The organism is Alkalibacterium psychrotolerans, from assembly GCF_054784355.1.
This window is the reverse complement of the sequence record NZ_BAAGPH010000015.1, coordinates 46,547-69,617: the sequence shown is the minus strand read 5'-3', so window position 1 is coordinate 69,617 and position 23,071 is coordinate 46,547. Positions and strand designations below refer to the sequence as shown.

The following is a 23,071-nucleotide window of genomic DNA, read 5'->3' as shown; positions in this document are numbered from 1 at the left end:
GTTACACCGTCTCCTTTACTTTTTCAATTTCATAGCGGTAAGTTTCCATAACCACGTTTGCCAGCAGCTTGTCGCAAATGGTCTCGATGACATCTTCAACTGAACGCTCATCCCGCTCCTGTACAGTAATTTCAAAATACTTGCCCATACGGATTGAATCTATCTCCTCAAATCCCATACGGTGCACAGCACCTCTGACCGCTTCGCCTTGTGGGTCCAAAATCGATTCTTTATAGGTTACATACACTTTGACATGATACATTTACATTCAGTCTCCTTTTTATCTCACATTTAATTGAGTCAGTCGGTTTAAAACTTCCTGGTAGACAGGTACAATGTCTCCCGTATTGTGTCTGAAGACATCCTTGTCCAGACGATTGTTCGTGTTTTTGTCCCATAAGCGACAAGTGTCCGGTGAAATTTCATCTGCCAGCAGAATAGTTCCGTCGCTGTCTTTACCGAATTCCAGCTTGAAGTCGATTAATGTAATGCCGACTGAGTCAAACAGTTTCTTAAGTAGCTCATTAATTTCCAGGGCTTTTTTCTTCAAGACGACTATTTCTTCTTCTGTAGCCAGTTCCAGCGCAGTGATATGGTCATCATTGATAAAGGGGTCATTCAGCTGATCTTCTTTTAAATAATACTCAACAATCGGCTGAGGCAGCACGCTTCCTTCTTTTACACCCAGACGTCTAGAAAAGCTTCCAGCCGCAACGTTTCTAACGACCACTTCCAGACTGAACATATCCACCTTTTCGATGATTTGCTCTGTTTCGGATACCTTCTCGATAAAATGGCTAGGTATACCTTCAGATGACAGGTACTCAAACACAATACTGGTGATGAGGTTATTTAACTTCCCTTTTCCGGAAATCATCTCTTTTTTCACGCCATTCCCTGCGGTAGCCTGATCTTTGTATTCTACCCACAGACTATTCTGACCGGCGATGGTGTATAAAGCTTTGGCTTTACCCTCATATAGTAACTGACCTTTTTCCACTAGTTGGCGCCTCCTTGTTTCGCATTAAAAACGAACATTAAATTTATATACTATATATATCGTTCACTTATTACCGAGTCTTCATCTTAATTAAACTCTTTGAACGAGTCAACCTTTTTAATGAATATTAAATTATTTTAATGGGTTAATGTTCGTGTTTTTATTCGTTTGTCTAATTAATTATTATTAAATCTATTATTTCATTATAAAATGACGAATTTGCCTGTCTCTTCTATAAACATACGTCGCTCTATAAAACTAAACTCTGCCGTTCGTATAGTAGATTTGATTATGTAAAGCTGAACTTAACCCAACAGCTAAAATAATGCAGTTCAGCTTTTTAAACTACACAATAAACAGATATTTTACTGCAAAGATGCAGTTCAGGCTTTTTGGAGTGGGCTGAACTACACGCACGGTGTAGTTCATTCATCATAGACTTTCTGAACTCCATCAAGAGTAGAGTTGGTAGTACTTCCTATCTATCCATATACTCGGCAGTGATTTTAAATAAGATAAAAGAAGGCACAGTTGCCTTCTTTCCTTTATATGCACTAAAAAAAGTGGCTACCCAAATTAGGATAGCCACTTCACCTATTATAGTACTTTAGACAAGAAGTCTTGTGTACGTTCATTTTTTGGATTAGAAAAGATTTCCTCCGGCGTGCCTTGTTCAACAATGATTCCATCATCCATGAACAATACGCGGTCAGCCACTTCACGGGCGAAGCCCATTTCATGCGTTACCACAACCATGGTCATACCGGACTTGGCCAGGTCTTTCATTACTTTCAGCACCTCACCGACCATTTCCGGATCAAGAGCAGACGTTGGTTCATCAAAGAGCATGACGTCAGGGTCCATCGCCAGAGCGCGGGCAATCGCCACACGCTGCTGCTGGCCGCCGGACAAGTTGGATGGATAGGCATTTTCCTTGTCTCCAAGCCCGACTTGCTGCAGGAGCTGGGAGGCTTTTTGATTTGCTTCATTGACATCCACACCTTTGGATTTAACCGGAGCAACCGTCAAGTTTTCCTTAGCTGTCATATGAGGGAACAAGTTAAATTGCTGAAACACCATTCCCATTTTCTGACGAAGTTTGTTCAGATCTTTTTCATTTAAACCTGTCAGTGTTGTCCCTTCAAATACAATTTCCCCATCAGAAGGCTCTTCCAGTAAATTGAGACAACGTAGAAAGGTCGATTTCCCTGAACCGGATGGACCAATAATCACGACCACCTCTCCCTGAGCAACCTCTTCATTAAGGTCTTTCAGCACCTCGTTTTTTCCGAATGATTTTTTCAACTGATTCACTTTAATCATGATTCATGCTCCCTTCATAGTAATTCAACAGTTTCGTCAAGCTGAACGTCAAAGTGAAGTAAATCAGCATGGTCACAAATAAAGGCAGGATTCCCTGGAAGGAGATGGAACGAACCACTCGCGTCTGAAAAATCAGCTCCCCGACCCCAATGACGGAAACAATAGACGATTCCTTAATAATTGTAATAAATTCATTACCCAATGCGGGCCAGATATTTTTCAAGGCCTGCGGGAAGATAACATGACGCATGGTCTGCTTTTTGCTCATTCCCAAGCTTCGGGCGGCTTCATCCTGTCCCTTGTTGACTGAGTTAATTCCACTTCTGATAATTTCCGCGATGTAAGCACCGGAATTCAGTGAAACCGCGATAATTCCGGCAGTCAATGCCGGTAAATTAAAGAACATCCCTGATGCAAAGTAGATGAACATAACCTGAATCAGAAGCGGCGTTCCACGAACAAATTCAACATAAGTTGTGCCCAGAAGTTTAAGCAGAACGTTTTTCGACAGACGCATCAGCGCGAGTAGTGACCCGAGAATCAGTCCGAACAACACACCTGCTGCTGAAATGAGCAAAGTAATTAATGTCCCATCCCAGAAGTACTCCCAGTAGCTCGCTACAAAGCCTTCCTCCGCACTTTCCTGAGCCATATATTCTCCGGCAATAGCCAGGTATTCTTCAGTCAGATTCTGCTCTTCAATTTCCGCCAGACTTTCATTGACTGCATCCACCAGAGATGCCTCTCCCTGTCTGAAAGCAATGGCAGAACCCGCATCATCATCGTCCATGTCAAAATCGGCGATAAATGTATATAAATCCTCATCGTGACCGGCATGCGCTTCCGCGTTGGGACCCTGCATCACAATCGCTTCAATACGGTTCGTCTTTAATGCTAAAAGTAAATCGCTAAGGTTTGTCAGACTCATGGTTTCGACATCCGGAATCTGTTCTGCCAAGCCTTCCTGTAAGGAGCCGGACTGAACTCCCACACGCTGCCCACTTAATGACTCTATGGAGTCATACACATCCTGATCCGCCGAACGAACCATTATATTCTGAAAGGTCTGAAAATAGATATCAGAGAAATCAACACTTCTACGACGTTCAGCTGTTGGGGTCATCCCCGCAATAACCACATCAACATTTCTGGCTTCAAGCGCCGGAAGCAGGCTGTCAAAGCCTATATCCTGTATCTGCAGTTCAACACCTAAATCATCTGCAATTTTTTGGGCAATCATCATGTCCATACCGACAACCTGACGTTCACCATCAACTACCGCATAAAATTCAAACGGAGGAAAGTCAGCACTTGTCCCCACAACAAGCACACCCTCATCCTGAATTCGCTCAAGCGATGATCCATCATCTGCCGATACGGTATCCGCAGAAATGAATAAACTACTTATAAAAATAAATAAGACCAGTATTCCTTTTATACTCTTTTCCATCGTTTCACTCTCCCTTTTCTTTAATGTCTTGAAAAGAATGATACCATCACGACTATATTTATGCAAGATATTTTATGAAAAAAGGTCAATAATGTTTAAAAGTAATGTTTTATGTATTATTTATGTATATTCTAGATAGCGTTTTCAACCAAAAAAAGAAGAGACAGAATTGGTTTCTGCCTCTAGTCGTATTCATTAAATTGAATTATTTTTTCAGCTGCTTACCTTGCTCGAATGTCTCATCGTATTCCAGTTCGTCTTCTTTATTATAACGTACCCATCGTCCATGCTTCTGGTTGTGCTTAAACTGTCCGACCTGCCAGAGCTGACCGGTCTTACGATAAAACTGCCATTCCCCTTCCATCATTTCACCGATATATGGGCCTTTTGACTTGACCGTGCCATCTTCAAAATAATAAATCAGATAGTCGTCTGTCAGTTCATACACCTTCTGACCATTTTTATACTCTTTTTTCTCAAGCATGTTTAGACTCCTTTCGTCTACTCTATATACTTATTTTCCTCGGAATATATACAGCATACACTAAAAAGTACCCGGCTAACGAATTCTTAGTCGGGTACTGATGAATTGCTATTTATATTTTTGCTGAAATTCAGTTATTGCGTCATACTCTTCTTCAAACAGACGACTTAAACGAATATAGATAGGCATAAGTTCTTCATAAATTCTTACCTCTTCTTCTTGAGGTTTACTTATTTCTGTCGTACTCACCATATCTCTAACCTCTTCTAGAGTGTCAATATCACCTATAGCATAACGCCCTAGAACTGCTGCACCTAGACATGCACTTTCTACAGTTTCAGGTATGTGTACTTCCTGATCAAAGACGTCCGCTAACATTTGTCTCCATACCGTAGAATTAGCAAACCCGCCAGTAGCATGAACTTTCTCCGGAATGCCAATAACTTCTTCTAAAGCTAGTAAAACCATATACAGGTTCATATTGATACCCTCAAGGACCGCACGCATCATATGTTCTTTTTTATGTTGTAAAGTTAACCCGTAAAAAGATCCCCTTGCATTAGCATTCCAAGAGGGTGCTCTTTCGCCTGATAAATAAGGGTGAAAGACTAAACCGTTTGAACCCGCTCTAACTTGAGAAATTTTTCTTGTGATTATATCATACGCATCCAACCCGCTTGCTTCGGCTTCTACTATTTCCTCAGCGCAAAACTCATCTCTTAACCACCTCAAAATCATGCCACCATTGTTGACCGGTCCTCCGATTACCCAGTGATCTTTAGTTAAGGCATAGCAGAATATTCGGCCTTTAGGATCAGTTACCGGTTTGTCAGTAACTGTGCGTATCGCTCCACTCGTTCCGATTGTGACAGCTACTACACCTTTATCAATCGCATTGACTCCAAGATTAGCTAAACATCCATCATTTGCACCTATTACAATTGGGGTATCTTTATCAATATTCATTCGCTCAGCCAGTGATGAGTCCATCCCTCTAAACACTTCTGTAGTAGGTACTATGCGTGATAGCTTATTTCTAGTGATGCCTGCAGTTTGGAGAGCTTCCACGTCCCAATCCATACTGTACATATTAAACAGACCTGTTGCAGAGGCTATTGAGTAATCAACAACATATTCCTTAAACAATCGATAAAAGATATATTCCTTAATTCCAATAAATCGAACTGCCTTATTAAAAAGCAAAGGCTTTTCTTCTCGCATCCATACTAGCTTGCTTAGTGGAGACATAGGATGAATGGGCGTCCCAGTATTGTGATAAATTGATTCTCCGTTTGTTTCTTTAATTTTCTTGGCGTACGGTTCGCTCCGCTGATCTGCCCAGATAATGGCTCTAGTTAATAACTCATTCTCTTCATCAACTGCAATAAGACTGTGCATAGCGGCACTAAATGATATTACCTGAATATCTGATGGTCTAATCCCAGAATTCTGCATAATCAGTTTTATTGATGTGATTACAGCTTCAAACAATTCCTCAGGATCTTGTTCAGCTGCTTTGGGCTCCGGTGTTAATAAAGGATATTCTACCGTCACTTGGTGAAAAATTTTTCCTTCTTTAGTAAACAAAACTGCTTTACAGCTTGTTGTTCCGATATCTACACCCATGGAATACTTTCTCATGAACGAAATCCTTTCTATAAATATAATTTACTCTATAACTCTTAATAATTACTTTAAACTATTTTTAAATGATAAACAATCCCATTAATAGAGCCATTCCTAGTCCTACAAACCCAATGATTGACCCCATTACTGTCCACGTTTTCAATGTATCTTTTTCGCTCATTCCGAAGAATCTAGAAACTAACCAGAAACCAGAATCGTTCACATGAGAAAAACCAGTGGACCCACCAGCTATCGCTATAACTATAAGTGCTAGTCCAGGTCCTTCAACGCCCATTGAAGGAAGTGCCGGGGCAATCAAGCCTGCTGCGGTAACCATTGCAACTGTTGCTGAACCTTGCGCTATTCGAACTACTGCTGCAATCATGAATGCAAGCAGAATTGGCGGTAATGGTGACGCTGCCATTTGTTGACCGAGTATATCAGCAACTCCAGAGTCAACTAAAATCTCTTTAAATACTCCCCCCGCACCAGTTACTAAAATAATAATTCCCACTGGCTCTAGTGCTTTAGTAGCAATATCTTGCACTTCTTTTCTAGAATAACCTCTCTTAGTACCTAGCATAGTGAAAGTTATTAGTGTAGCAATCAGTAACGCTACTATAGGATTACCGATAAACATCGTAACCTGTCTGATAAAACTATCTGCTTCAAAGACTACAGAAGAAATTGTATTAGCTAAAATCAACGCCAATGGAACTAGAATTATTGTGGCAATCATCCCGAAGCTTGGTAATTCTTTATCCCACTCTTTATCTTCAAAATTCATATAGTCTGGAATTTCTACATGTACTTTTTTGGAAATGTATCTTCCAAATACTGGTCCAGCCAAAATCATAGATGGTAAACCTGCTATTGCCCCGAACAAGATTACCCATCCTAAGTCTGCCCCTACTAAGTCGGCTACTGCAATAGGACCTGGGGTAGGCGGGATGTAAGCGTGTGTAACAGCCAGTCCTGCTAATAAGGGTAATCCATAATACAATAGTGAGCGTCCGGTTTTTTTCTGAAGACCGTAAACAATTGGTACGAGTATAATGAATCCAACATCGAAGAAAACAGGAATTGCCACTAAAAACCCTGCAATACCAAATGCCCACTGTGCTTTATCTTCACCAAATTTTTCTAGAAGAGTACTCGCCAGCCTTTCAACCCCTCCAGATATTTCAAGCATCTTACCAAACATTGCTCCTAAACCGACAACTATAGCGACAAATCCTAATGTACCACCCATACCTCTTTGTACAGATTAGATAACACTATCGAGAGGCATACCTGTTCCTACCCCTACAAGTAAACTTACTAACAAAATTGTAACAAATGCATGTAACTTGGCACGAATAACTAGATATAAGAGTCCCAAAATACCTGCTAAGGCAACTAATATAAGCATTGTATTTGACATTTTATTTTCCTCCAGTTCTTAATTTAATTAATGTTTTTCTACTGCATGTCCACCAAACTGATTTCTCAAAGAAGCGACCACTTTACCACTGAATGTGTCCGATTCTAGAGAGCGGTTTCTCATCATAAGTGAAAGGGCAATTACTGGAGCAGCAGTTTCAAGTTCCATAGCTGTTTCCACCGTCCACTTCCCTTCACCGGAAGCATGCACAACTCCTTTAATTCCTTCTAATTTTGGATCATCGGAAAAAGCGTCTTCCATTAACTCCATCAGCCAAGACCTAATAACTGACCCGTTATTCCAAACTCGCGCAACGGATTCATGATCAAAATCGAATGGGCTTTTTTCAAGGATATCGAAACCTTCTCCAATTGCTTGCATCATTCCATATTCGACTCCGTTATGTACCATTTTGAGGAAATGGCCACTACCTGCTTCCCCTGTGTAGAGATAGCCTTTATCTACAGAAACATCAACTAGTATCTCTTCAACTCTGTTGACGGCCTCTCTGTCACCCCCTACCATCGTGCATGCACCCTCTTTAGCTCCTTCCATTCCGCCACTTGTTCCGATGTCGATAAAATGGACACCTTTTTCTTTCAACCCTTTGTATCTCCGCATTGAATCTTTGTAAAACGCATTACCTCCATCCATTAAAATGTCACCTTCGGTCAAGAAAGGAACTAAGTCATTAATCAAATTTTCAGTCACATCTCCTGCAGGAACCATCATCCAAATGACTTTATTTTCATCAAACTGATTAGCCATATTTTCAAGAGAATTTATACCAATTGCTCCAAGTTTATTAGCTGATTCAACTAAATCATTATTTATATCATAAGCAACTACATCATGATTGTTGCTTATTAAATTATCCACTAAATTAAGTCCCATTTTCCCTAACCCACAAATAGCTATTTTCATTTTATCTCCTCCGTAAAATTATTTTCCATATAAAAAGTATACGGAAGAATTTTATTTTTTGCAAGCGTTTTTATAAAATATATTTCTTTTTCCGGAAATTAATTTTATACTGTATATAGACATATACAAGAGGTGAACCACTTTGGAAAAATCATTGGAGAATAAACCACTGAAAATGAGAATTCGTTTGTTAAGTTCAACATTTAGTGAGAAAGAGCATCTTATGGCGGAATACCTGCTTAAGCACCCTAATCAAATTATTCACGGTACAATTAATCAAATCGCAGAAGAATTAAATATCGCCGATTCTACTGTCTTCCGCTTTTGTAAACACTTAGGTTACAAGGGTTTTCAGGACATGAAGATTTCTCTGGCAGCAGAAACATCTTCAAATCTTGGAGACATACACGATCTAGTCAGTGAAGCCGATGATAAAAAAACAATTCTTGAAAAAATATTTCATTTCAATATAAAAACACTCGAAGATACGCTAAAAGTCATTGATGATGCGGACTTCTCTCGAGCGGTGGATACTATCCTTAATGCCGGGAAAATAGAATTTTTTGGCTTCGGTGGATCAAACATCATCGCTCAAGATGGATACCATAAGTTTATACGAACCGGTCTTTCGGTCAATGCACAAATCGATTCGCATATGCAGTTAATGTCCGCTTCACAGCTTAAAGAAAATGATGTGGCTATCCTGATTTCTCACACTGGAAATTCCAAGGATATTCAAGATATTTTGAAGACAGTAAAGAAAAACAAGGTCAAGACAATAGGAATTACCGGTTATACTCAGTCGCCATTCAGTCAAGCCGTAGATATTCCGTTATATACCTTGTCAGAAGAAACAGATTACAGATCTGAAGCTCTCGCGTCTCGGATTGCACAATTGAGTATTTTAGATGCTCTGTTCGTCAATTTAATGATGGCTCTTGATGAGAAAGGCACAGAATCTCTCAAAAACGTCCGTGAAGCCATCCAATATAAACGACTTTAAAATCATTTTCAAAAACATTTAAGAAAGAAGGATACATGTTGATCGACTTAAGCAAGTTAACCGCAGGCAAATCATTGACAAGCCTGGAAACAGATATTCTCACTTATATCGTTGAAAACATTACAGTCATTCAGGATATGGGGGTCCGAGCAGTCGCCAGAGAGACCTATACCTCCCCAGCTTCTGTTATACGATTATCCAAGAAGCTAGGCTTTACAGGATTTACCGATATGTACTATTCCCTTCTCCCCTTAATCAAGCAGGCGGAAAACGGGGAAAACTATATGGAAAGCCGCTTTTTGAATCGTACCCTTTCCTCATTAGTAAAGGACTGTTCGGTGGAGACCATGGACACCTTTATCGATCAAGTTCTAATGAACAAGCAAAAATATATATTCATTTATGCGACTGGTTTCTCAAAAATCATAGCCGAGTATCTTTATAAGAAACTTCTAGTATTAGGAAAAAAAGTCATCATGTCCAGTGGGTCGGACTCCGTCGGTGTCTTCGAGAATAATCTGGATGATATAGGCGTCATGCTTGTTGTGTCCAAGTCTGGAGAAACAGACCAGGTTTATCAGAAATTAAAAACAGCATCCGAGGCTGAAATCTACACGGTGGCCTATACCCAAGACAGTAATAACCGGATAGCTGAACTGGCTAACCTTTCCATTCAAATCAGCGATTCACACAAACTGGATGATCAGAACCTTCTTCCTAACGTCTTCTTTCCAGGCGTTCTTTTTTCATTTGAGCTGATTGTTGAACGCTACCTTGACCGTTTTTCCAGCTGAATGCTTTCGATGAAACGTGTTTCGCTTTGTCGAAACACGTTTCAAACGCTTTCACACCCCTAACGTTTTAAACGCTTTCACGATATACTCTCTATATCAACATCATTATTAACTAATAAAAAAATTGGAGGATTACATCAATGAAAGACAAACTAATGAATAACATGCAACGCTTTGCCAAGTCCATGTTCATTCCTGTACTTATTCTGCCGATTGCCGGTATTCTTATAGCTTTCGGAAACTTGTTTACTAATGCGCGGTTAATTGAAACCGTTCCATTTTTGGATAACCCGATTACGACAGGGTTTGGTACAATCCTGTCTGGGTCACTTGTTTCAATCCTGACAAACTTGGGGCTGATATTCTGTGTGGGTATTGCTATCGGCCTTTCCGACAAGAAAAAGGCCGAAGCCGGCTTTACTGCCCTCCTCGGTTTTCTTGTTTTTATTCATGCAATGAATAACTTCCTTTCACTGAACGGCTTGCTAGTCGACCCGGAAACCTTGAGAGGATCGGGACAGACAATGGTGATGGGAGTTCAGGTCCTGGATATGGGTGTATTCCTGGGAATTATCTTGGGTGTCATCACTGCTTATGTTCATAACAAGTTTGCTGAAATCGAATTTGATAATGCATTCCAGATTTACGGCGGTTCACGTTTTGTTTTCATAGTTCTTATTCCAATCGTTGTTCTCTCAGCAATTCTGATAAGCTTCATATGGCCGGTCATTCAGTCAGCTATCGACTCAACTGGAGTCTTTATCAACCAAGCTGGAAACTTCGGACTGTTCCTATATGGGACACTTGAACGTCTGCTCATTCCGACAGGCCTTCACCACTTAGTCTATACACCGTTCCTTTATACGTCACTTGGCGGTGTCGCTGAAGTCGGTGGGGAAATCTTTGAAGGTGCCCGTAACATTTACTTTGCAGAAATGGCTGATCCTACAGTCAGTGTCCTGTCTGAAAGTGTTATCTGGGATGCACGTGGAATTTCTAAAATGTTCGGCCTAATCGGTGCCTGCCTAGCTATGTACCATACAGCCAAGCCTGAACATAAAGCGAAAGCCAAAGCGATTCTTATCCCAGCAGTATTTACGTCCTTTATCGCGGGTGTAACTGAACCAATCGAATTTTCATTCATGTTTATCGCACCACTTCTGTTCGTAATCCATTCAGTTCTAAGCGGCCTGAGCATGGTCACGTTGAACCTGTTAAATGTCCGAGCTATCGGTCCTAATGGATTTATCGACTTCCTGCTGTACAATGTACCTTTGGGTGTTGAGCGGACAGGTTGGCCTATGTACATCCTAGTCGGAATTATCTATTTTGGTCTTTATTATGCAATCTTCCGTTTCCTGATTACTAAGTTCAACTTCAAGACAATCGGACGCGAAGACAAGTCAAGTGAAACCCGTCTGTATTCAAAGAAGGACTATCAGGCGAAAAAAGCCGGTGATGTGATTCCTGGTGCGACTGTTTCAACTGACGCACCTCAAAGCGACATGGCCGAAACCATTGTTCATGCACTGGGCGGCGATGAGAACATCAAAACCATTACAAACTGCTATTCCAGACTGAGACTCACTCTTGCTGATCCCTCAGCGGTTAACGAAGCCGTTCTGAAAGATCAGACAGGTGCAAGCGGTGTGATGATTAAAGATAAGAATGTTCAGGTCGTATATGGTTTGCAAGTGAATAAGATTAGAAAATCTGTTGAACAGTATCTCGGCAGATACTCAGAAGAATAACCACTAGTTAAGACAATTAATTAAAAAAGGGGAAGATTTAAATGAAGAAAGATTTATCAGTAGTAATTGCAGGTGGTGGGAGCACCTTTACACCCGGTATCGTTATGATGATGCTTGAAAATAGTGACCGCTTCCCAATGAGAGAGCTGAAGCTGTACGATAATGATGGAGACAGACAAAGTATTTTAGGTGAAGCATTGGAAATTCTTCTAAAAGAACAGGCGCCTAACCTGAAATTTTCCTATACAACTGATCCAAAAGTGGCCTTTACTGATGTCGATTTCGTCATGGCTCATATTCGTGTAGGAAAGTACGAGATGCGTGAACAGGATGAAAAAATCCCGTTAAAATATGGTGTTGTTGGTCAGGAAACATGCGGACCGGGTGGAATTGCTTATGGTATGCGAAGCATTACCGGCATGCTTGAAATCATAGATTATATGGAAAAATACTCTCCAGATGCCTGGATGCTTAACTATTCAAACCCTGCAGCCATCGTTGCTGAAGCAACTCGCGTTCTGCGTCCGGATTCAAAAGTTCTAAATATCTGTGATATGCCGGTCGGGACATTACGCAGAATGTCTCAAATTGTCGGAACCACTCCAGACAAGCTAGAAGTTAGCTATTTCGGATTGAACCATTTTGGATGGTGGACAAGCGTTAAAGATAAGGCTACAGGATATGAATATATTGATGAAATTAAAGAATATGTGGCAGAAAATGGTTACCTGACCCAAGTCGAAGTCGATACACAACACATGGACGAAAGCTGGCAGGCCACTCATAGAAAAGCTAAAGATTTATTAGCTATTGAACCAAACTATTTGCCTAACACCTATTTGAAGTACTATTTCTATCCGGATTATGAAGTAGCCAGTTCTAATCCTGACTTCACGCGTGCTAATGAAGTCATGGCCGGACGAGAGAAACAGGTATTTACAGCTGCTCGTAATATCATTGATAAAGGAACCGCAGTTGATGGTGGCTTCCATATCGATAGCCATGCGTCATTTATAGTGGATTTGGCTCGTGCAATTGCATTCAATGCAAAAGAACGTATGCTTCTGATTGTCGAAAACAATGGAGCGATTGCCAATTTTGATGATGATGCCATGGTAGAAGTGCCTTGTATCGTCGGTAGTGATGGACCCGAACCGTTGGCCCAAGGTAAAATCCCTGCGTTCAACCGCGCACTGATGCTTCAGCAGGTGACTGCTGAAAAATTAGTTGTTGAAGCCTATATCGAAGGTAGTTACCAGAAACTGTGGCAAGCCCTAAGCTTGTCGAAAATCGTTCCCAGTGCTGAAGTCGCTAAACAATTGCTAGACGATTTAATTGAAGCTAACAAAGGCTACTGGCCTGAATTGAAATAAATAACAAATAGAAACCTCAACTTATGAGTGATATCATGAGTTGAGGTTTCTTTATGTGACTAAATAGTTATTTGTAATTTAACTGTCAACCTAGGCATTTTAAAATATCTACACTTTACCGATTTTCAAGACAGGCTTAATCGTCTCGCCTTTTTCAGAATCACTGAATGCCTGATTGATTTCGTCAAAGTCATATGTTTTGATTAACTTGTCAAATGGGAATAAACCCTTCTGATAGTAACGAATCAACTTGGGAATAAAGACTTTCGGTACGGCATCCCCTTCGATGACTCCTTTAATCATTTTCCCTTCGGCCATCAAGTCCTGCATCAGATCCATTTCAAAATCTGAACCGACACCGATAATGGCCAGTTCTCCTCTGGGTCTCAAGCCTTGAAGAGCCTGCTTGACTACAGGTGAAACACCCGTCGTATCAATAGCATAGTGCGTGCCTCCACCAGTAATTTCCTTAATCTCTTCCACAACATCTTCTGCCTTTTCGCCATTAATGACGTGGGTTGCTCCTAGTTCTTTTGCCATCTCTAAACGGCTGTCATGTAAGTCAACAGCTATAATGTGCTCACAGTTGACAATTTTAGCCGCCATAACTGCACTCAATCCCACACCGCCGGCACCAAAAATGGCAATGCTTGATCCGAACTTCGGTTTAAGGTTATTCAAAACGGTTCCTGCTCCCGTCTGAATACCACAGCCGAGCGGACCAAGAATAGTCAGATCGACGTCTTTGGGAACTTTAACAATATTCTGTTCATGGGCAATGGCATAAGTAGCAAAAGATGACTGCCCAAAGAACATGGAAAGCTCCTCATCCCCTTCATAGTGACGATGCGTTCCATCCTGTGCTTTGCCCCCAAAGTTCATCGGGGTCAGAAATTCACAGGTTGCAGGCGTGCCGGATAGACACTGTTCACAGTTTCCACAATGCACATAGCTCATGACGACGTGGTCTCCTGCTTCAAAGTTCTCTACTCCTGAACCTACCTTTTCGATAACACCGGACCCTTCGTGACCTAAGACAGCCGGTTTAGGCGTAATACCTGTATCTCTCGCTACCATATCGGTATGGCAGACACCTGACGCCACGACTTTGATCAGCACTTCATTGGCTTTAGGCTCTTGAAGTTCGATTTCCCGCATGTCAAATTCCTTGCCTTGACCCGGAGTAACTGCTGCATTTATTTTCATTAATTATTGACTCCCTTCATATATTTTGACATGTTAAGCCTATCAAACGATTAAAGATATAGCAAAGGAAAGGCTTTCATAAAATAATTTTTCCCCTTGAGGAACAAAAAAACCGTCCAGCTCCTCAAAGAAGCTGAACGGTTTATTTTCAGTATTAACTATCCAACCTATTCGTCTTCAAGCAGGGCCAGAAACTCGCGTGTGCGGTCTTCTTTCGGATTTGCCAGGACTTGTTCAGCCGGGCCTTCCTCAACAATATAGCCATCATCCATGAAAAAGGCCTTGTCCGCAATACGGCGGGCAAAATGCATTTCGTGGGTCACAATCACCATCGTCTGCCCTTCTTTAGCCAGGCTTTCGATAACTTTAAGCACTTCTCGCACCAGCTGAGGATCCAGTGCCGAAGTCGGTTCGTCAAACAGCATGACCTCTGGGTGCATCATCAAAGCGCGGGCGATGGCCGCTCGTTGCTGCTGGCCACCGGACAGGGCATCCGGAAACTTGTCCTGGTGTTCAGATAACCCCACTTTTTCAAGCAGAACGTTGGCTTCTTCCATGATGGTTTCTTTATCCTGGAGCTTGGCAGTCAGTGGCGCCTGAGTAATATTTTCAAGCAGAGTCATATGAGGAAACAAATGGAAGCCCTGAAACACCATGCCGGAATAGCGGCGGATCTCTTTGATGTCCTTTTTGCTTAAGGCTTTCTCCCCGAAGGATACTTCCTTTTCTCCAATTTTGATGGTCCCTTCATCCGGTGTTTCCAGCAGGTTCAAGCAGCGCAGCAGGGTCGTTTTTCCTGAACCCGATGCACCGACAAGACACACAACTTCCCCTTTGTTCACCTGCAGATCAATGGATTTCAAGACAGGGGTGTCATCAAAGCTTTTCTTCAATTCTTTAATTGTAATCAATCTCTTTTCCTCCTAGCTGGATAGATAGCGGTTGTATCGGATTTCAAGGCGGTCCTGGAAATAGCCGATGACAATACAGACCATCCAGTAAATCAAGGCGACTGAAATATACATCGTCATACTGTCGTATGTTCTTCCGGCTACCAGTCGACCGCTGTACAAGAGTTCTTGCACAGTAATAACCGAGGCAAGAGAAGTGCCTTTGACGACATCCATAAAAATATTAAATGTCGGCGGCAAGGCAATTCGTGTAGCCTGGGGAATAATGACTTTTTGAAGGGTTTGGAAGTAATCCATCTGCAAGGTAGCAGCCGCTTCCCACTGTCCGCGAGGCACAGAAAGAATAGCTGAACGGACAACTTCCGCATTATAGGCAGCGAAGTTCAAACTGACTCCGACAATTGCAGCAACCAATGCGTTCGTAAACTCCACTCCGATAACCGGCAGGCCATAGTATAGAATAAAGACAAAAACCAGTAAAGGTGTCCCCCGCATAAAGGAAATATACAGACGGGCCGGCAGATGAAATACGGCGTACTTGGACATACGGGCAATCCCGATGACGATACCCAGTATGAGGGCGAAGAACATGCTGAAGACGGAAATAATCATCGTATTCTGCAGACCTTGCAGTAAAAATGGCAGGGAGTCGACTGCGAGTTCAAAGTCAAACAGATACTCCCACCTTATATCTCTAATTGCATCAAACATGAGGTTGTCCTTTCTCTTGCTTTAATTAAGAAAACATACAAGAAAAAGCACTTCCTGTATGTTTCAAGTTTACTATTTATTCACCGTCAAGGCTGACAATTTCTGACTCATCAACGGGCTCTGTAACATCGGCTCCTAAGAATTCAACGGACAGTTCCGCAACGACACCTTCTTCATTCAGTTCAGCTAAAGCTTCACTCAATCGGTCGCGAAGGGTCTCATTTCCTTTCAGTACAGCCATGGCACTTTCTGTAGCATGGAATTTAACATCTTCCGCAATTGCCAGACGGTCATCACCAAATTCATTCAACGTATTAATCAGTACGAGGTAATCATTTAAATACGCATCCTGATTGCCGTTAATCACGTCTCTTAAAATGGCTTCTACTCCACCATCATAAGCCGTTCCATTTGCCCCGATGTTATCAGCAAAGATTGCATAGTTACTGGTCAGTGATCCAACAGCAACATCAACGCCTTCCAGTTCATATGCTGATTCAAAACGGTCCTGATCTTCTTCTCTCACAATGATAGAACCATAGGAGAACTTATGCGGATCGACAAAATCGAACGTTTCCAGTCGCTCTTCAGTAATGGCAAAGTCATGAGCAGCAACATCAATCTGTCCGTTTCTGAGAGACGGCAAAATCCCGTCAAAGTCCATTGTTTCAAATTCAACTTCAAGGCCCAGTTTTTCTCCAATTTCTCTGACCAGTTCTACTTCAAATCCTGTCAGTTCATTATTTTCATCAAAGAATGTAATGGGTGCATAAGTTCCAGACGTTCCAACAGTCAGCACACCTTCTTCTTCGACATCTGCCCATGATGTTTCTTGCTGAGCATCTTCTTCTACAGTCTCTTCAGCTTGGTCGTCTGCTGTTTCCGTTTCAGTAGCGGTATCCGTTCCGCAAGCCAAAAGCAGCCCGCTTAAAGATACTATACTTGTGAAAAATAACCCTTTTTTCATGAATGTTCCCCTTTTCCATACATTTATAACTTTATTAGCATTAAAAAATACTGGCCGCTAATTACGACCAGTATTTAATATAGCATGCTTTAATTTATTTGTCACGCTATATCCTAACTTTTAGTAAGTTTTAATTTTCAGGTGCGCTTCAACACCGAAGTGATCACTGACGACCGGTTCATTTTTTCCATCAAAAACGACTCGATACTGCTTAACGGAGATGTCTTCACCTACAAAGATAAAGTCGATACGTTTATCATCTGTATGGCCTTTCCAGCCGTCGATTTCGTGCATCACCGTTGCTTCTCCAACCGTAAAATCAGCGATTGTAAAGGCATCCGATAAATACGGCGCTGTCTGCTGGACTAGTTCGTAGCCTTCTCCAAGAGAAGCGGGATCATTATTGAAATCACCCATGACTAAAAGATTATTTTGTTCGTTTTTACCAATTATATCCAAGGTGCGCTTCCATTCAGTCTGAAAAAGTCGGTTTCCTTCATCATCTGTCCACCAGGAATAATGAACCGAAAACACCTTCCATTCTTTTCCAGAATGAGAAATTGACGCTTTCAGAACTTTTCGAGTCAGGTGGTTGGCGTAATCAGCTACATCTGAAACCAGATAACTGTCTGCTTTAAAGGGGGTCTTAGCTAAAATCGCTACCCCTTCATCATACTTACTGTAGCCAATATGACTTGCCGACCAGCTCCAATAATAGTTCGAGCCACGTTCCTGAAGCTTTTTAACCAACTGATAAGCAAAGTTATCCTTTTTGATGCTTACAGGAAAATGAGTTTCTTCCGGAGAAATAAAGGCATCGTCACTGACTGGCTCAGCATCCATTGACTGGTTGACTTCCTGCAGCGCAATAACTGCGTAGTCTTGTTCAGCCAGACTGTCTGCCAACTGTTCCAATTTTCCTTCCGGATGTTCTTCCATCCAAGCATGAGTGTTCAGTGTTAATACCTTCATTATTTGCTCTCCTTTTTACTTAACTGTTCCAATAACGTCTGCTGATTTGCGCGTGCCATCACCATCTAAGGCGAATGACTGAGCGTCTGACAGATTGGTGAAGACTACCAGTATCGCTGTTTGTTTACCAGCTTCTTTTACAGCTTTGCGGTCCATTGCAGCCAGCTTGTCTCCACCTGCTACTGTCTGTCCTTCTGATACAAACACTTCAAAGCCCTGTCCTTTGAGTTCAACTGTGTCAATCCCCATATGCACAAGCACTTCAATGCCTTCTTCTGTTTCAATCCCTACTGCGTGTTTTGTTGGGAAAATGGATGTAATGGTTCCGGAAACAGGAGAAACTACCGTGTCTTCCTCCGGTGTAATCACATACCCGTCACCCATCATTTTCTGAGAGAACACTTCATCCGGTGCTTCGGTAATCGGTTGAACGTTACCTTCAGCAACCGAAACGACCTGAACAGAGTCTGCCTGAGTAGTTTTTGCAGTCCCTTGTGTGCCTGATTCGTCATTTGTTTCAACTTCAGCATCCTTGTCAATGCTTGAAGCCGGAACGTCCGCACCTGATTCGAGAACATCTAAAATATCTGACTTCAGGACATCCGCTTTCGGTCCGTAAATAGCCTGAACACCTGTATTTTTATGGACGAGACCCATCGCTCCTGCTTTTTTCCAGTGCGCTTCGCTTCCAACTTTGTCTGTATCTTTAACTGAAATACGCAGACGGGTCATGCAGGCATCGACATCTTCAATATTATTTTTTCCACCTAATAAATGAATAATATCATACACTTGCTGGGAGGCATCTACAGGTGCGCTTGTATCAGCGCCATTTGCATCGCCTTCATAATTGCCTTTTCGTCCCGGTGTGGCATAGTTGAACTTTCTAATAAGAAAGTCTGCCAGGAAATAAGTTCCAACTGCAAAGAGTACCGTTACCCACAAGAAGTTAAGCAAATCCCAGCCCAGTCCTGCACGAAGAGCTAACGGCGTACGCGTCAGCAGTTCAATATTACCAAAAGCATGGATTCTCAAGTTAACGATATCTGCCATTGCAAAGGCGGCTCCCTGAATAAGGGCATAGATTCCGTATAGTGGCATCGCAGCAAACATGAACATGAATTCCAGCGGCTCCGTTACACCTGTTAGAAACACAGCCAGTCCGGCAGAAAAGTACATTGATTTGTACTGTTTACGCTTATCCTGATCAACATTTTTGTACATGGCATACGCCAGTCCCATCAGTATACCCGATGAACCAATCATCTGACCCACTTTGAAACGGGCAGGAATAAAGTTTTCCAGTGCATACTGGTAGGTAGCCGTATCTCCGGCAGAATCCAGATTCACTAAATCACGTGCCCATGCCAGCCATAAGGGATCCTGTCCAAAGACGAGTGCGCCTTCTTGAGCCCCACTCAACACCTGATAGGTTCCTCCTAGAGGCGTGTAATTGATTGGGATTGTCAGCATGTGGTGCAGGCCAAACGGCAAGAGCAGTCGTTCAAGCGTTCCAAACAGGAAAGGCGCAAGAATGGGTGCTGTATCTTGAGATTCCGCAATCCAGACACCGAAGCTGTTAATTCCAGACTGTATCACTGGCCACACAAAGGACAGGACGACAGCTGCTATAAGCGACCATAAAATCACAACAAAAGGAACAAAGCGCTTCCCGTTAAAGAACGAGAGGGCGTCCGGCAGTTTTCTGAAATTATAGTATTTGTTGAAGGCCATGGCGCCCATAAAGCCGGCAATAATTCCGACAAAAACCCCCATATTTAAAGCAGGGGCTTCCAGTACCGAAATGAAATAGCCATCGACTGGTATTTCCGTTCCCAATAATGTTTGCGTGACTGCTGATTCATCTGCCAGCATATCCCCTGTTACACCAAAAATGGCTCCAGTGATTCGATTGATCAGAACAAAGCCGATACCGGCGGCAAACGCTCCACCAGCCTTGTCTTTAGCCCAGCTTCCACCAATAGCTAGAGCAAATAATATGTGGAGGTTGCCGATAATTGCCCAACCAATATTTTCAATCACGCTGCCAAAGGCTACCAGGGCTTCCAGATCCGGATTAATCAGTGGAATGGACCCACCGATACTGATCATCAGACCGGCTGCCGGCATAACGGCAATCACACCCATCAATGCCTTTCCGAACTTCTGCCAGAACTCAAAATTCATTATCTTTTTCATTATTTATTCTCCTCTTCTAAGTATCATCTGTTTTGTGTTCGCTTTCCTCAGGTTATGCGTCTAGTCTATCCGACGCCTTCTTAAAGACAAGTGAAGCGGCTCCGAGCACGCCTGCTGTATTTTCCAGCGAAGCAATACGAATAGCGGTGTCTTCTGCAATCGTCGGAAAAGCGGTCTGTTCAAAATGAGGGCGGATAAAGCGGAGAAGCAAGTCTCCCGCTCTGGATACACCGCCGCCAATGACTATCGTAGACGGGTTTAAGATATTCGCAATATTCGCACAGGCTGTCCCCAGATACTTACCGACCCTGTTCAGCACGGCTTCTGCCAAAGGATCGTTCAGTTTGATATTGTCAAAGACAAATTTGGCTGTAATCGTCTGGCCATGGGTAATCCCCTGAGCCAGCGGAGACGTCTCGACGTAATGTTTCGCTTCCTGTTTTGCAAGAGAGACAATTCCTGTCGCACTTGCCACCGTTTCCAGACAGCCGTTTCGGCCGCATGTGCAGGCAAAGCCATCTTCTTCCACCTTTAAGTGTCCGATTTCACCAGCTGTATCCTTTGCCCCGTGGACAAGCTGGCCGTTAACGATCACTCCGCCTCCGACCCCTGTTCCCAGAGTAACAAAAACGACATTGGGTTCGTCTTTGGCAGCACCCATCCACTGTTCTCCCAGGGCAGCAACATTGGCATCATTATCAATAAAAAAGGGAAGGTCTAAAGACTGTTCAATCTGTTCTTTAATCAGTACAGTCTCGCTCCAGTTCAGGTTGTACGCTCCCGTCACGGTGCCTTCTTTGCGGTTGACTGCCCCGGGCGAGCCCATTCCAATACCTGTAAAATCAGATGAGGTGAACCCCATTTCTCTCATCTGTTTTTTTATCGATGCGGAGATTTTCGGAACAATGTGTCTCCCACCCTCATGAGTCGGTGTTTGTGTCGACCACTGGGCAACACATTCTCCCTGGTCAGTCACAAATGCGTATTTAATTGTAGTGCCGCCTAAATCAATTCCGATTGCCATTTTATTCATCTGTCTGCTCCTCTATGACAAAGTGTAATAGTTTGGATCGTGCCATACTTTCTGCTTAGCCACTTTATAAACCCGTGCTTCATACGGTCTCAGCTCCATATGCGCATTCAATTCATCCGTTACTGTGTAATTGGATAATTTCAGTTCACCTAACTCAAGTTCTTCTTCCAGATTGATAACCGTCTTCTGATTAAACAGGTTGACAATAATGACATACTCCACGCCTTCATAGGCTCTCAAATAGGCATAGACCTGTTCATGCTCTTTGGCAATCAGTTCATAGTGACCGTAAATCAGCGCCGGTGTTGTCTGTCTCATCTGAATCATTTTTTTGTAATAGTAGTACAGTGAATCAGGATCGTTAAGTGCCTGCTCGACATTGATATCCGGATAATTCGGATTGACACCAAACCAAGGCGTGCCCGTTGTGAAGCCCGCCTCCGGTGCATTCGACCACTGCATCGGTGTCCGGGAATTATCCCGACCGTTTTTCCAGATGTAAGCCATCATTTCGTCGTGCGTAGTACCGTTTTGCGTTTCATTATGATAGAGGTTAATCATCCCGATATCATCGTAGTCATGAATCGAATCAAACTGCACATTTGTCATACCGATCTCCTGACCCTGATAAATAAAAGGTGTCCCCTGCATAAAGAAATAAAAGGTCGCCAGTGCTTTACCGGATGTTTTTCTTAAGTCCCCGTCATTTCCCCACGTTGACACACTTCGGGCTAAATCGTGATTTTCAATAAAGAGGGCGTTCCAGCCGCGGCCATCGAGCCCTTTCTGCCAGCGGGTCATCACGTCTTTCAGCTCCTTGAGGTCCAGTCCATCTCCGTTTGCTCCCCACAGGCCAAGGTGCTCAAACTGGAAAATCATATTGAAGTAACCATTCTCTTCGCCAACCCAGCGGTCAGCGTCTTTGATTTTTACGCCATTTGCTTCCCCGACCGTCATTACATCATAGTTGCGGATAGTCTGTTCAGCAAATTCGGATAAGAACAAATCGATGCCCGGCTGATTCATGTGTCCGTCAAAAGACGGCACCACTTCTTTGTTCAGCGGGTTCGGCATATTCGGAAAGCCGTTCTTTTTCTTGATGTGAGAAATGGCATCGATTCTGAAGCCATCTATGCCTTTGTCCAGCCACCAGTTGACCATTTCATACAAATGTTCACGCACTTTAGGGTTTTCCCAGTTCAAATCCGGCTGTTTTTTTGAAAAGACATGCATGTAGTATTCATTCGTCTGTTCATCATATTCCCAAACCGATCCACCGAAAATAGACTCCCAGTTATTGATTTTAGTCCCGTCCGGTTTCGCTGGATGCCAGATATAAAAGTCACGATACGGATTATCTTTTGACGAGCGGGATTCTATAAACCATTCATGCTCATCAGACGTGTGGTTGATAACCAGATCCATGATGATGCGCATGCCTCGCTTATGTACTTCTTTCATCAGTTCATCAAAATCGGCCATTGTCCCGAATTCCTGCATGATGCCATGGTAATCACTAATATCGTAACCGTTATCATCATTAGGAGAATCATAAACAGGACTGACCCAAATGACACCGATTCCCAACTCTTTCAGATAATCCAGCTTTTGAATAATGCCCTGCAGGTCACCAATTCCGTCTCCATTTGAATCATAAAAACTGCGCGGGTAAATCTGATAAGCTACCGCTTTTTTCCACCATTGTTTTTCCATGTATAGTCGTCACTCCATATTATTGTCTGCTTTGTCATATTATTTATGACAACAGAGTTAATAGTATAGTGTAACCGCTGCCGATTCAACTGTTTTAAAACTGTTATCGGTATCAGTTTTCTTAAATGAAAAACACATGAACGTTCGCAGCACCGGCTCTAGTCAATAACTAAGAAATGGCAGGCCAGCTTCAAAGAGTGACTCTTTC

At 42.5% G+C, this 23,071-nt stretch carries 19 protein-coding genes and 1 pseudogene; 4 read left to right on the top strand and 16 right to left on the bottom strand.

Features of this window, described 5'->3' with window-relative positions:
- Position 1: 1 nt before the first annotated feature.
- The 8 genes and pseudogenes from purS to gnd form a co-directional block, all read right to left on the bottom strand.
- A complete protein-coding gene (purS, locus tag ACYVLS_RS02570; protein ID WP_460320870.1) occupies positions 2–262 on the bottom strand; it encodes a phosphoribosylformylglycinamidine synthase subunit PurS in 261 nt (86 codons plus the stop codon).
- Between the two features lie 18 nt (positions 263–280).
- Positions 281–1,000, bottom strand: coding sequence for a phosphoribosylaminoimidazolesuccinocarboxamide synthase (gene purC, locus ACYVLS_RS02565; RefSeq protein WP_460320867.1), 720 nt, complete (start codon positions 998–1,000; stop codon positions 281–283).
- Positions 1,001–1,597: 597 nt separating this feature from the next.
- Positions 1,598–2,323, bottom strand: a complete 726-nt coding sequence (locus ACYVLS_RS02560; RefSeq protein ID WP_460320864.1) for an amino acid ABC transporter ATP-binding protein — start codon at positions 2,321–2,323, stop codon at positions 1,598–1,600.
- The gene (locus tag ACYVLS_RS02555; protein ID WP_460320861.1) at positions 2,316–3,773 is read right to left on the bottom strand and encodes an ABC transporter substrate-binding protein/permease; all 1,458 of its coding nucleotides are present in this window, start codon (positions 3,771–3,773) and stop codon (positions 2,316–2,318) included. The genes ACYVLS_RS02560 and ACYVLS_RS02555 overlap by 8 nt, the downstream gene beginning before the upstream one ends.
- A gap of 205 nt (positions 3,774–3,978) precedes the next feature.
- Positions 3,979–4,257 (bottom strand): toxin-antitoxin system YwqK family antitoxin, encoded by a 279-nt coding sequence (locus tag ACYVLS_RS02550; protein WP_460320859.1) that lies wholly within the window; start codon positions 4,255–4,257, stop codon positions 3,979–3,981.
- Between the two features lie 108 nt (positions 4,258–4,365).
- On the bottom strand, positions 4,366–5,898 hold the full coding sequence (gene gntK, locus ACYVLS_RS02545; protein WP_460320856.1) for a gluconokinase: 1,533 nt from the start codon (positions 5,896–5,898) through the stop codon (positions 4,366–4,368).
- Between the two features lie 64 nt (positions 5,899–5,962).
- Positions 5,963–7,294 (bottom strand): annotated as a pseudogene (locus ACYVLS_RS02540) (GntP family permease).
- A gap of 39 nt (positions 7,295–7,333) precedes the next feature.
- The gene (gene gnd / locus ACYVLS_RS02535) at positions 7,334–8,230 is read right to left on the bottom strand and encodes a phosphogluconate dehydrogenase (NAD(+)-dependent, decarboxylating) (protein ID WP_460320853.1); all 897 of its coding nucleotides are present in this window, start codon (positions 8,228–8,230) and stop codon (positions 7,334–7,336) included.
- A 142-nt stretch (positions 8,231–8,372) separates the two neighbouring features.
- On the opposite strand from gnd, the gene ACYVLS_RS02530 reads away from it, so the two are divergent.
- From ACYVLS_RS02530 to ACYVLS_RS02515, 4 genes are all read left to right on the top strand, one after another.
- Complete coding sequence (locus ACYVLS_RS02530) at positions 8,373–9,233, top strand: MurR/RpiR family transcriptional regulator (RefSeq protein ID WP_460320850.1); 861 nt, start codon at positions 8,373–8,375, stop codon at positions 9,231–9,233.
- 35 nt (positions 9,234–9,268) lie between these two features.
- Positions 9,269–10,027, top strand: coding sequence for a MurR/RpiR family transcriptional regulator (locus ACYVLS_RS02525; protein ID WP_460320847.1), 759 nt, complete (start codon positions 9,269–9,271; stop codon positions 10,025–10,027).
- 140 nt (positions 10,028–10,167) lie between these two features.
- Positions 10,168–11,778, top strand: a complete 1,611-nt coding sequence (locus ACYVLS_RS02520; protein ID WP_460320845.1) for a PTS transporter subunit EIIC — start codon at positions 10,168–10,170, stop codon at positions 11,776–11,778.
- 41 nt (positions 11,779–11,819) lie between these two features.
- Positions 11,820–13,151 (top strand): 6-phospho-alpha-glucosidase, encoded by a 1,332-nt coding sequence (locus tag ACYVLS_RS02515; RefSeq protein ID WP_460320842.1) that lies wholly within the window; start codon positions 11,820–11,822, stop codon positions 13,149–13,151.
- Between the two features lie 108 nt (positions 13,152–13,259).
- Here ACYVLS_RS02515 and ACYVLS_RS02510 read toward each other — a convergent pair whose 3' ends face one another.
- From ACYVLS_RS02510 to ACYVLS_RS02475, 8 genes are all read right to left on the bottom strand, one after another.
- Positions 13,260–14,357: an NAD(P)-dependent alcohol dehydrogenase gene (locus ACYVLS_RS02510; RefSeq protein ID WP_460320840.1), complete on the bottom strand. Its 1,098-nt coding sequence runs from the start codon at positions 14,355–14,357 to the stop codon at positions 13,260–13,262.
- Between the two features lie 167 nt (positions 14,358–14,524).
- Positions 14,525–15,268: an amino acid ABC transporter ATP-binding protein gene (locus ACYVLS_RS02505; RefSeq protein ID WP_460320838.1), complete on the bottom strand. Its 744-nt coding sequence runs from the start codon at positions 15,266–15,268 to the stop codon at positions 14,525–14,527.
- A 12-nt stretch (positions 15,269–15,280) separates the two neighbouring features.
- On the bottom strand, positions 15,281–15,979 hold the full coding sequence (locus tag ACYVLS_RS02500; protein WP_460320836.1) for an amino acid ABC transporter permease: 699 nt from the start codon (positions 15,977–15,979) through the stop codon (positions 15,281–15,283).
- Positions 15,980–16,055: 76 nt separating this feature from the next.
- The gene (locus ACYVLS_RS02495) at positions 16,056–16,946 is read right to left on the bottom strand and encodes a transporter substrate-binding domain-containing protein (protein ID WP_460320833.1); all 891 of its coding nucleotides are present in this window, start codon (positions 16,944–16,946) and stop codon (positions 16,056–16,058) included.
- Between the two features lie 120 nt (positions 16,947–17,066).
- Positions 17,067–17,918 carry an endonuclease/exonuclease/phosphatase family protein gene (locus tag ACYVLS_RS02490; RefSeq protein WP_460320831.1) on the bottom strand — a complete coding sequence of 284 codons (852 nt, stop codon included), beginning with the start codon at positions 17,916–17,918 and terminating at the stop codon, positions 17,067–17,069.
- A 15-nt stretch (positions 17,919–17,933) separates the two neighbouring features.
- Positions 17,934–20,117 carry a PTS transporter subunit IIBC gene (locus ACYVLS_RS02485; RefSeq protein WP_460320829.1) on the bottom strand — a complete coding sequence of 728 codons (2,184 nt, stop codon included), beginning with the start codon at positions 20,115–20,117 and terminating at the stop codon, positions 17,934–17,936.
- A gap of 52 nt (positions 20,118–20,169) precedes the next feature.
- A complete protein-coding gene (locus ACYVLS_RS02480) occupies positions 20,170–21,150 on the bottom strand; it encodes an ROK family glucokinase (RefSeq protein WP_460320828.1) in 981 nt (326 codons plus the stop codon).
- Positions 21,151–21,162: 12 nt separating this feature from the next.
- Positions 21,163–22,863: a glycoside hydrolase family 13 protein gene (locus ACYVLS_RS02475; protein WP_460320825.1), complete on the bottom strand. Its 1,701-nt coding sequence runs from the start codon at positions 22,861–22,863 to the stop codon at positions 21,163–21,165.
- Positions 22,864–23,071 lie beyond the last annotated feature (208 nt).

What these genes read in the sequence shown, in the direction of transcription:
- ACYVLS_RS02520 (WP_460320845.1), top strand. Translation starts at nt 10,168, where the DNA reads ATGAAAGACAAACTAATGAATAACATGCAACGCTTTGCCAAGTCCATG.
- ACYVLS_RS02560 (WP_460320864.1), bottom strand. Translation starts at nt 2,323, where the DNA reads ATGATTAAAGTGAATCAGTTGAAAAAATCATTCGGAAAAAACGAGGTG.
- ACYVLS_RS02555 (WP_460320861.1), bottom strand. Translation starts at nt 3,773, where the DNA reads ATGGAAAAGAGTATAAAAGGAATACTGGTCTTATTTATTTTTATAAGT.
- ACYVLS_RS02485 (WP_460320829.1), bottom strand. Translation starts at nt 20,117, where the DNA reads ATGAAAAAGATAATGAATTTTGAGTTCTGGCAGAAGTTCGGAAAGGCA.
- ACYVLS_RS02515 (WP_460320842.1), top strand. Translation starts at nt 11,820, where the DNA reads ATGAAGAAAGATTTATCAGTAGTAATTGCAGGTGGTGGGAGCACCTTT.
- ACYVLS_RS02510 (WP_460320840.1), bottom strand. Translation starts at nt 14,357, where the DNA reads ATGAAAATAAATGCAGCAGTTACTCCGGGTCAAGGCAAGGAATTTGAC.
- ACYVLS_RS02495 (WP_460320833.1), bottom strand. Translation starts at nt 16,946, where the DNA reads ATGAAAAAAGGGTTATTTTTCACAAGTATAGTATCTTTAAGCGGGCTG.
- ACYVLS_RS02475 (WP_460320825.1), bottom strand. Translation starts at nt 22,863, where the DNA reads ATGGAAAAACAATGGTGGAAAAAAGCGGTAGCTTATCAGATTTACCCG.
- ACYVLS_RS02500 (WP_460320836.1), bottom strand. Translation starts at nt 15,979, where the DNA reads ATGTTTGATGCAATTAGAGATATAAGGTGGGAGTATCTGTTTGACTTT.
- ACYVLS_RS02480 (WP_460320828.1), bottom strand. Translation starts at nt 21,150, where the DNA reads ATGAATAAAATGGCAATCGGAATTGATTTAGGCGGCACTACAATTAAA.
- ACYVLS_RS02550 (WP_460320859.1), bottom strand. Translation starts at nt 4,257, where the DNA reads ATGCTTGAGAAAAAAGAGTATAAAAATGGTCAGAAGGTGTATGAACTG.
- ACYVLS_RS02525 (WP_460320847.1), top strand. Translation starts at nt 9,269, where the DNA reads ATGTTGATCGACTTAAGCAAGTTAACCGCAGGCAAATCATTGACAAGC.
- purS (WP_460320870.1), bottom strand. Translation starts at nt 262, where the DNA reads ATGTATCATGTCAAAGTGTATGTAACCTATAAAGAATCGATTTTGGAC.
- ACYVLS_RS02490 (WP_460320831.1), bottom strand. Translation starts at nt 17,918, where the DNA reads ATGAAGGTATTAACACTGAACACTCATGCTTGGATGGAAGAACATCCG.
- gnd (WP_460320853.1), bottom strand. Translation starts at nt 8,230, where the DNA reads ATGAAAATAGCTATTTGTGGGTTAGGGAAAATGGGACTTAATTTAGTG.
- gntK (WP_460320856.1), bottom strand. Translation starts at nt 5,898, where the DNA reads ATGAGAAAGTATTCCATGGGTGTAGATATCGGAACAACAAGCTGTAAA.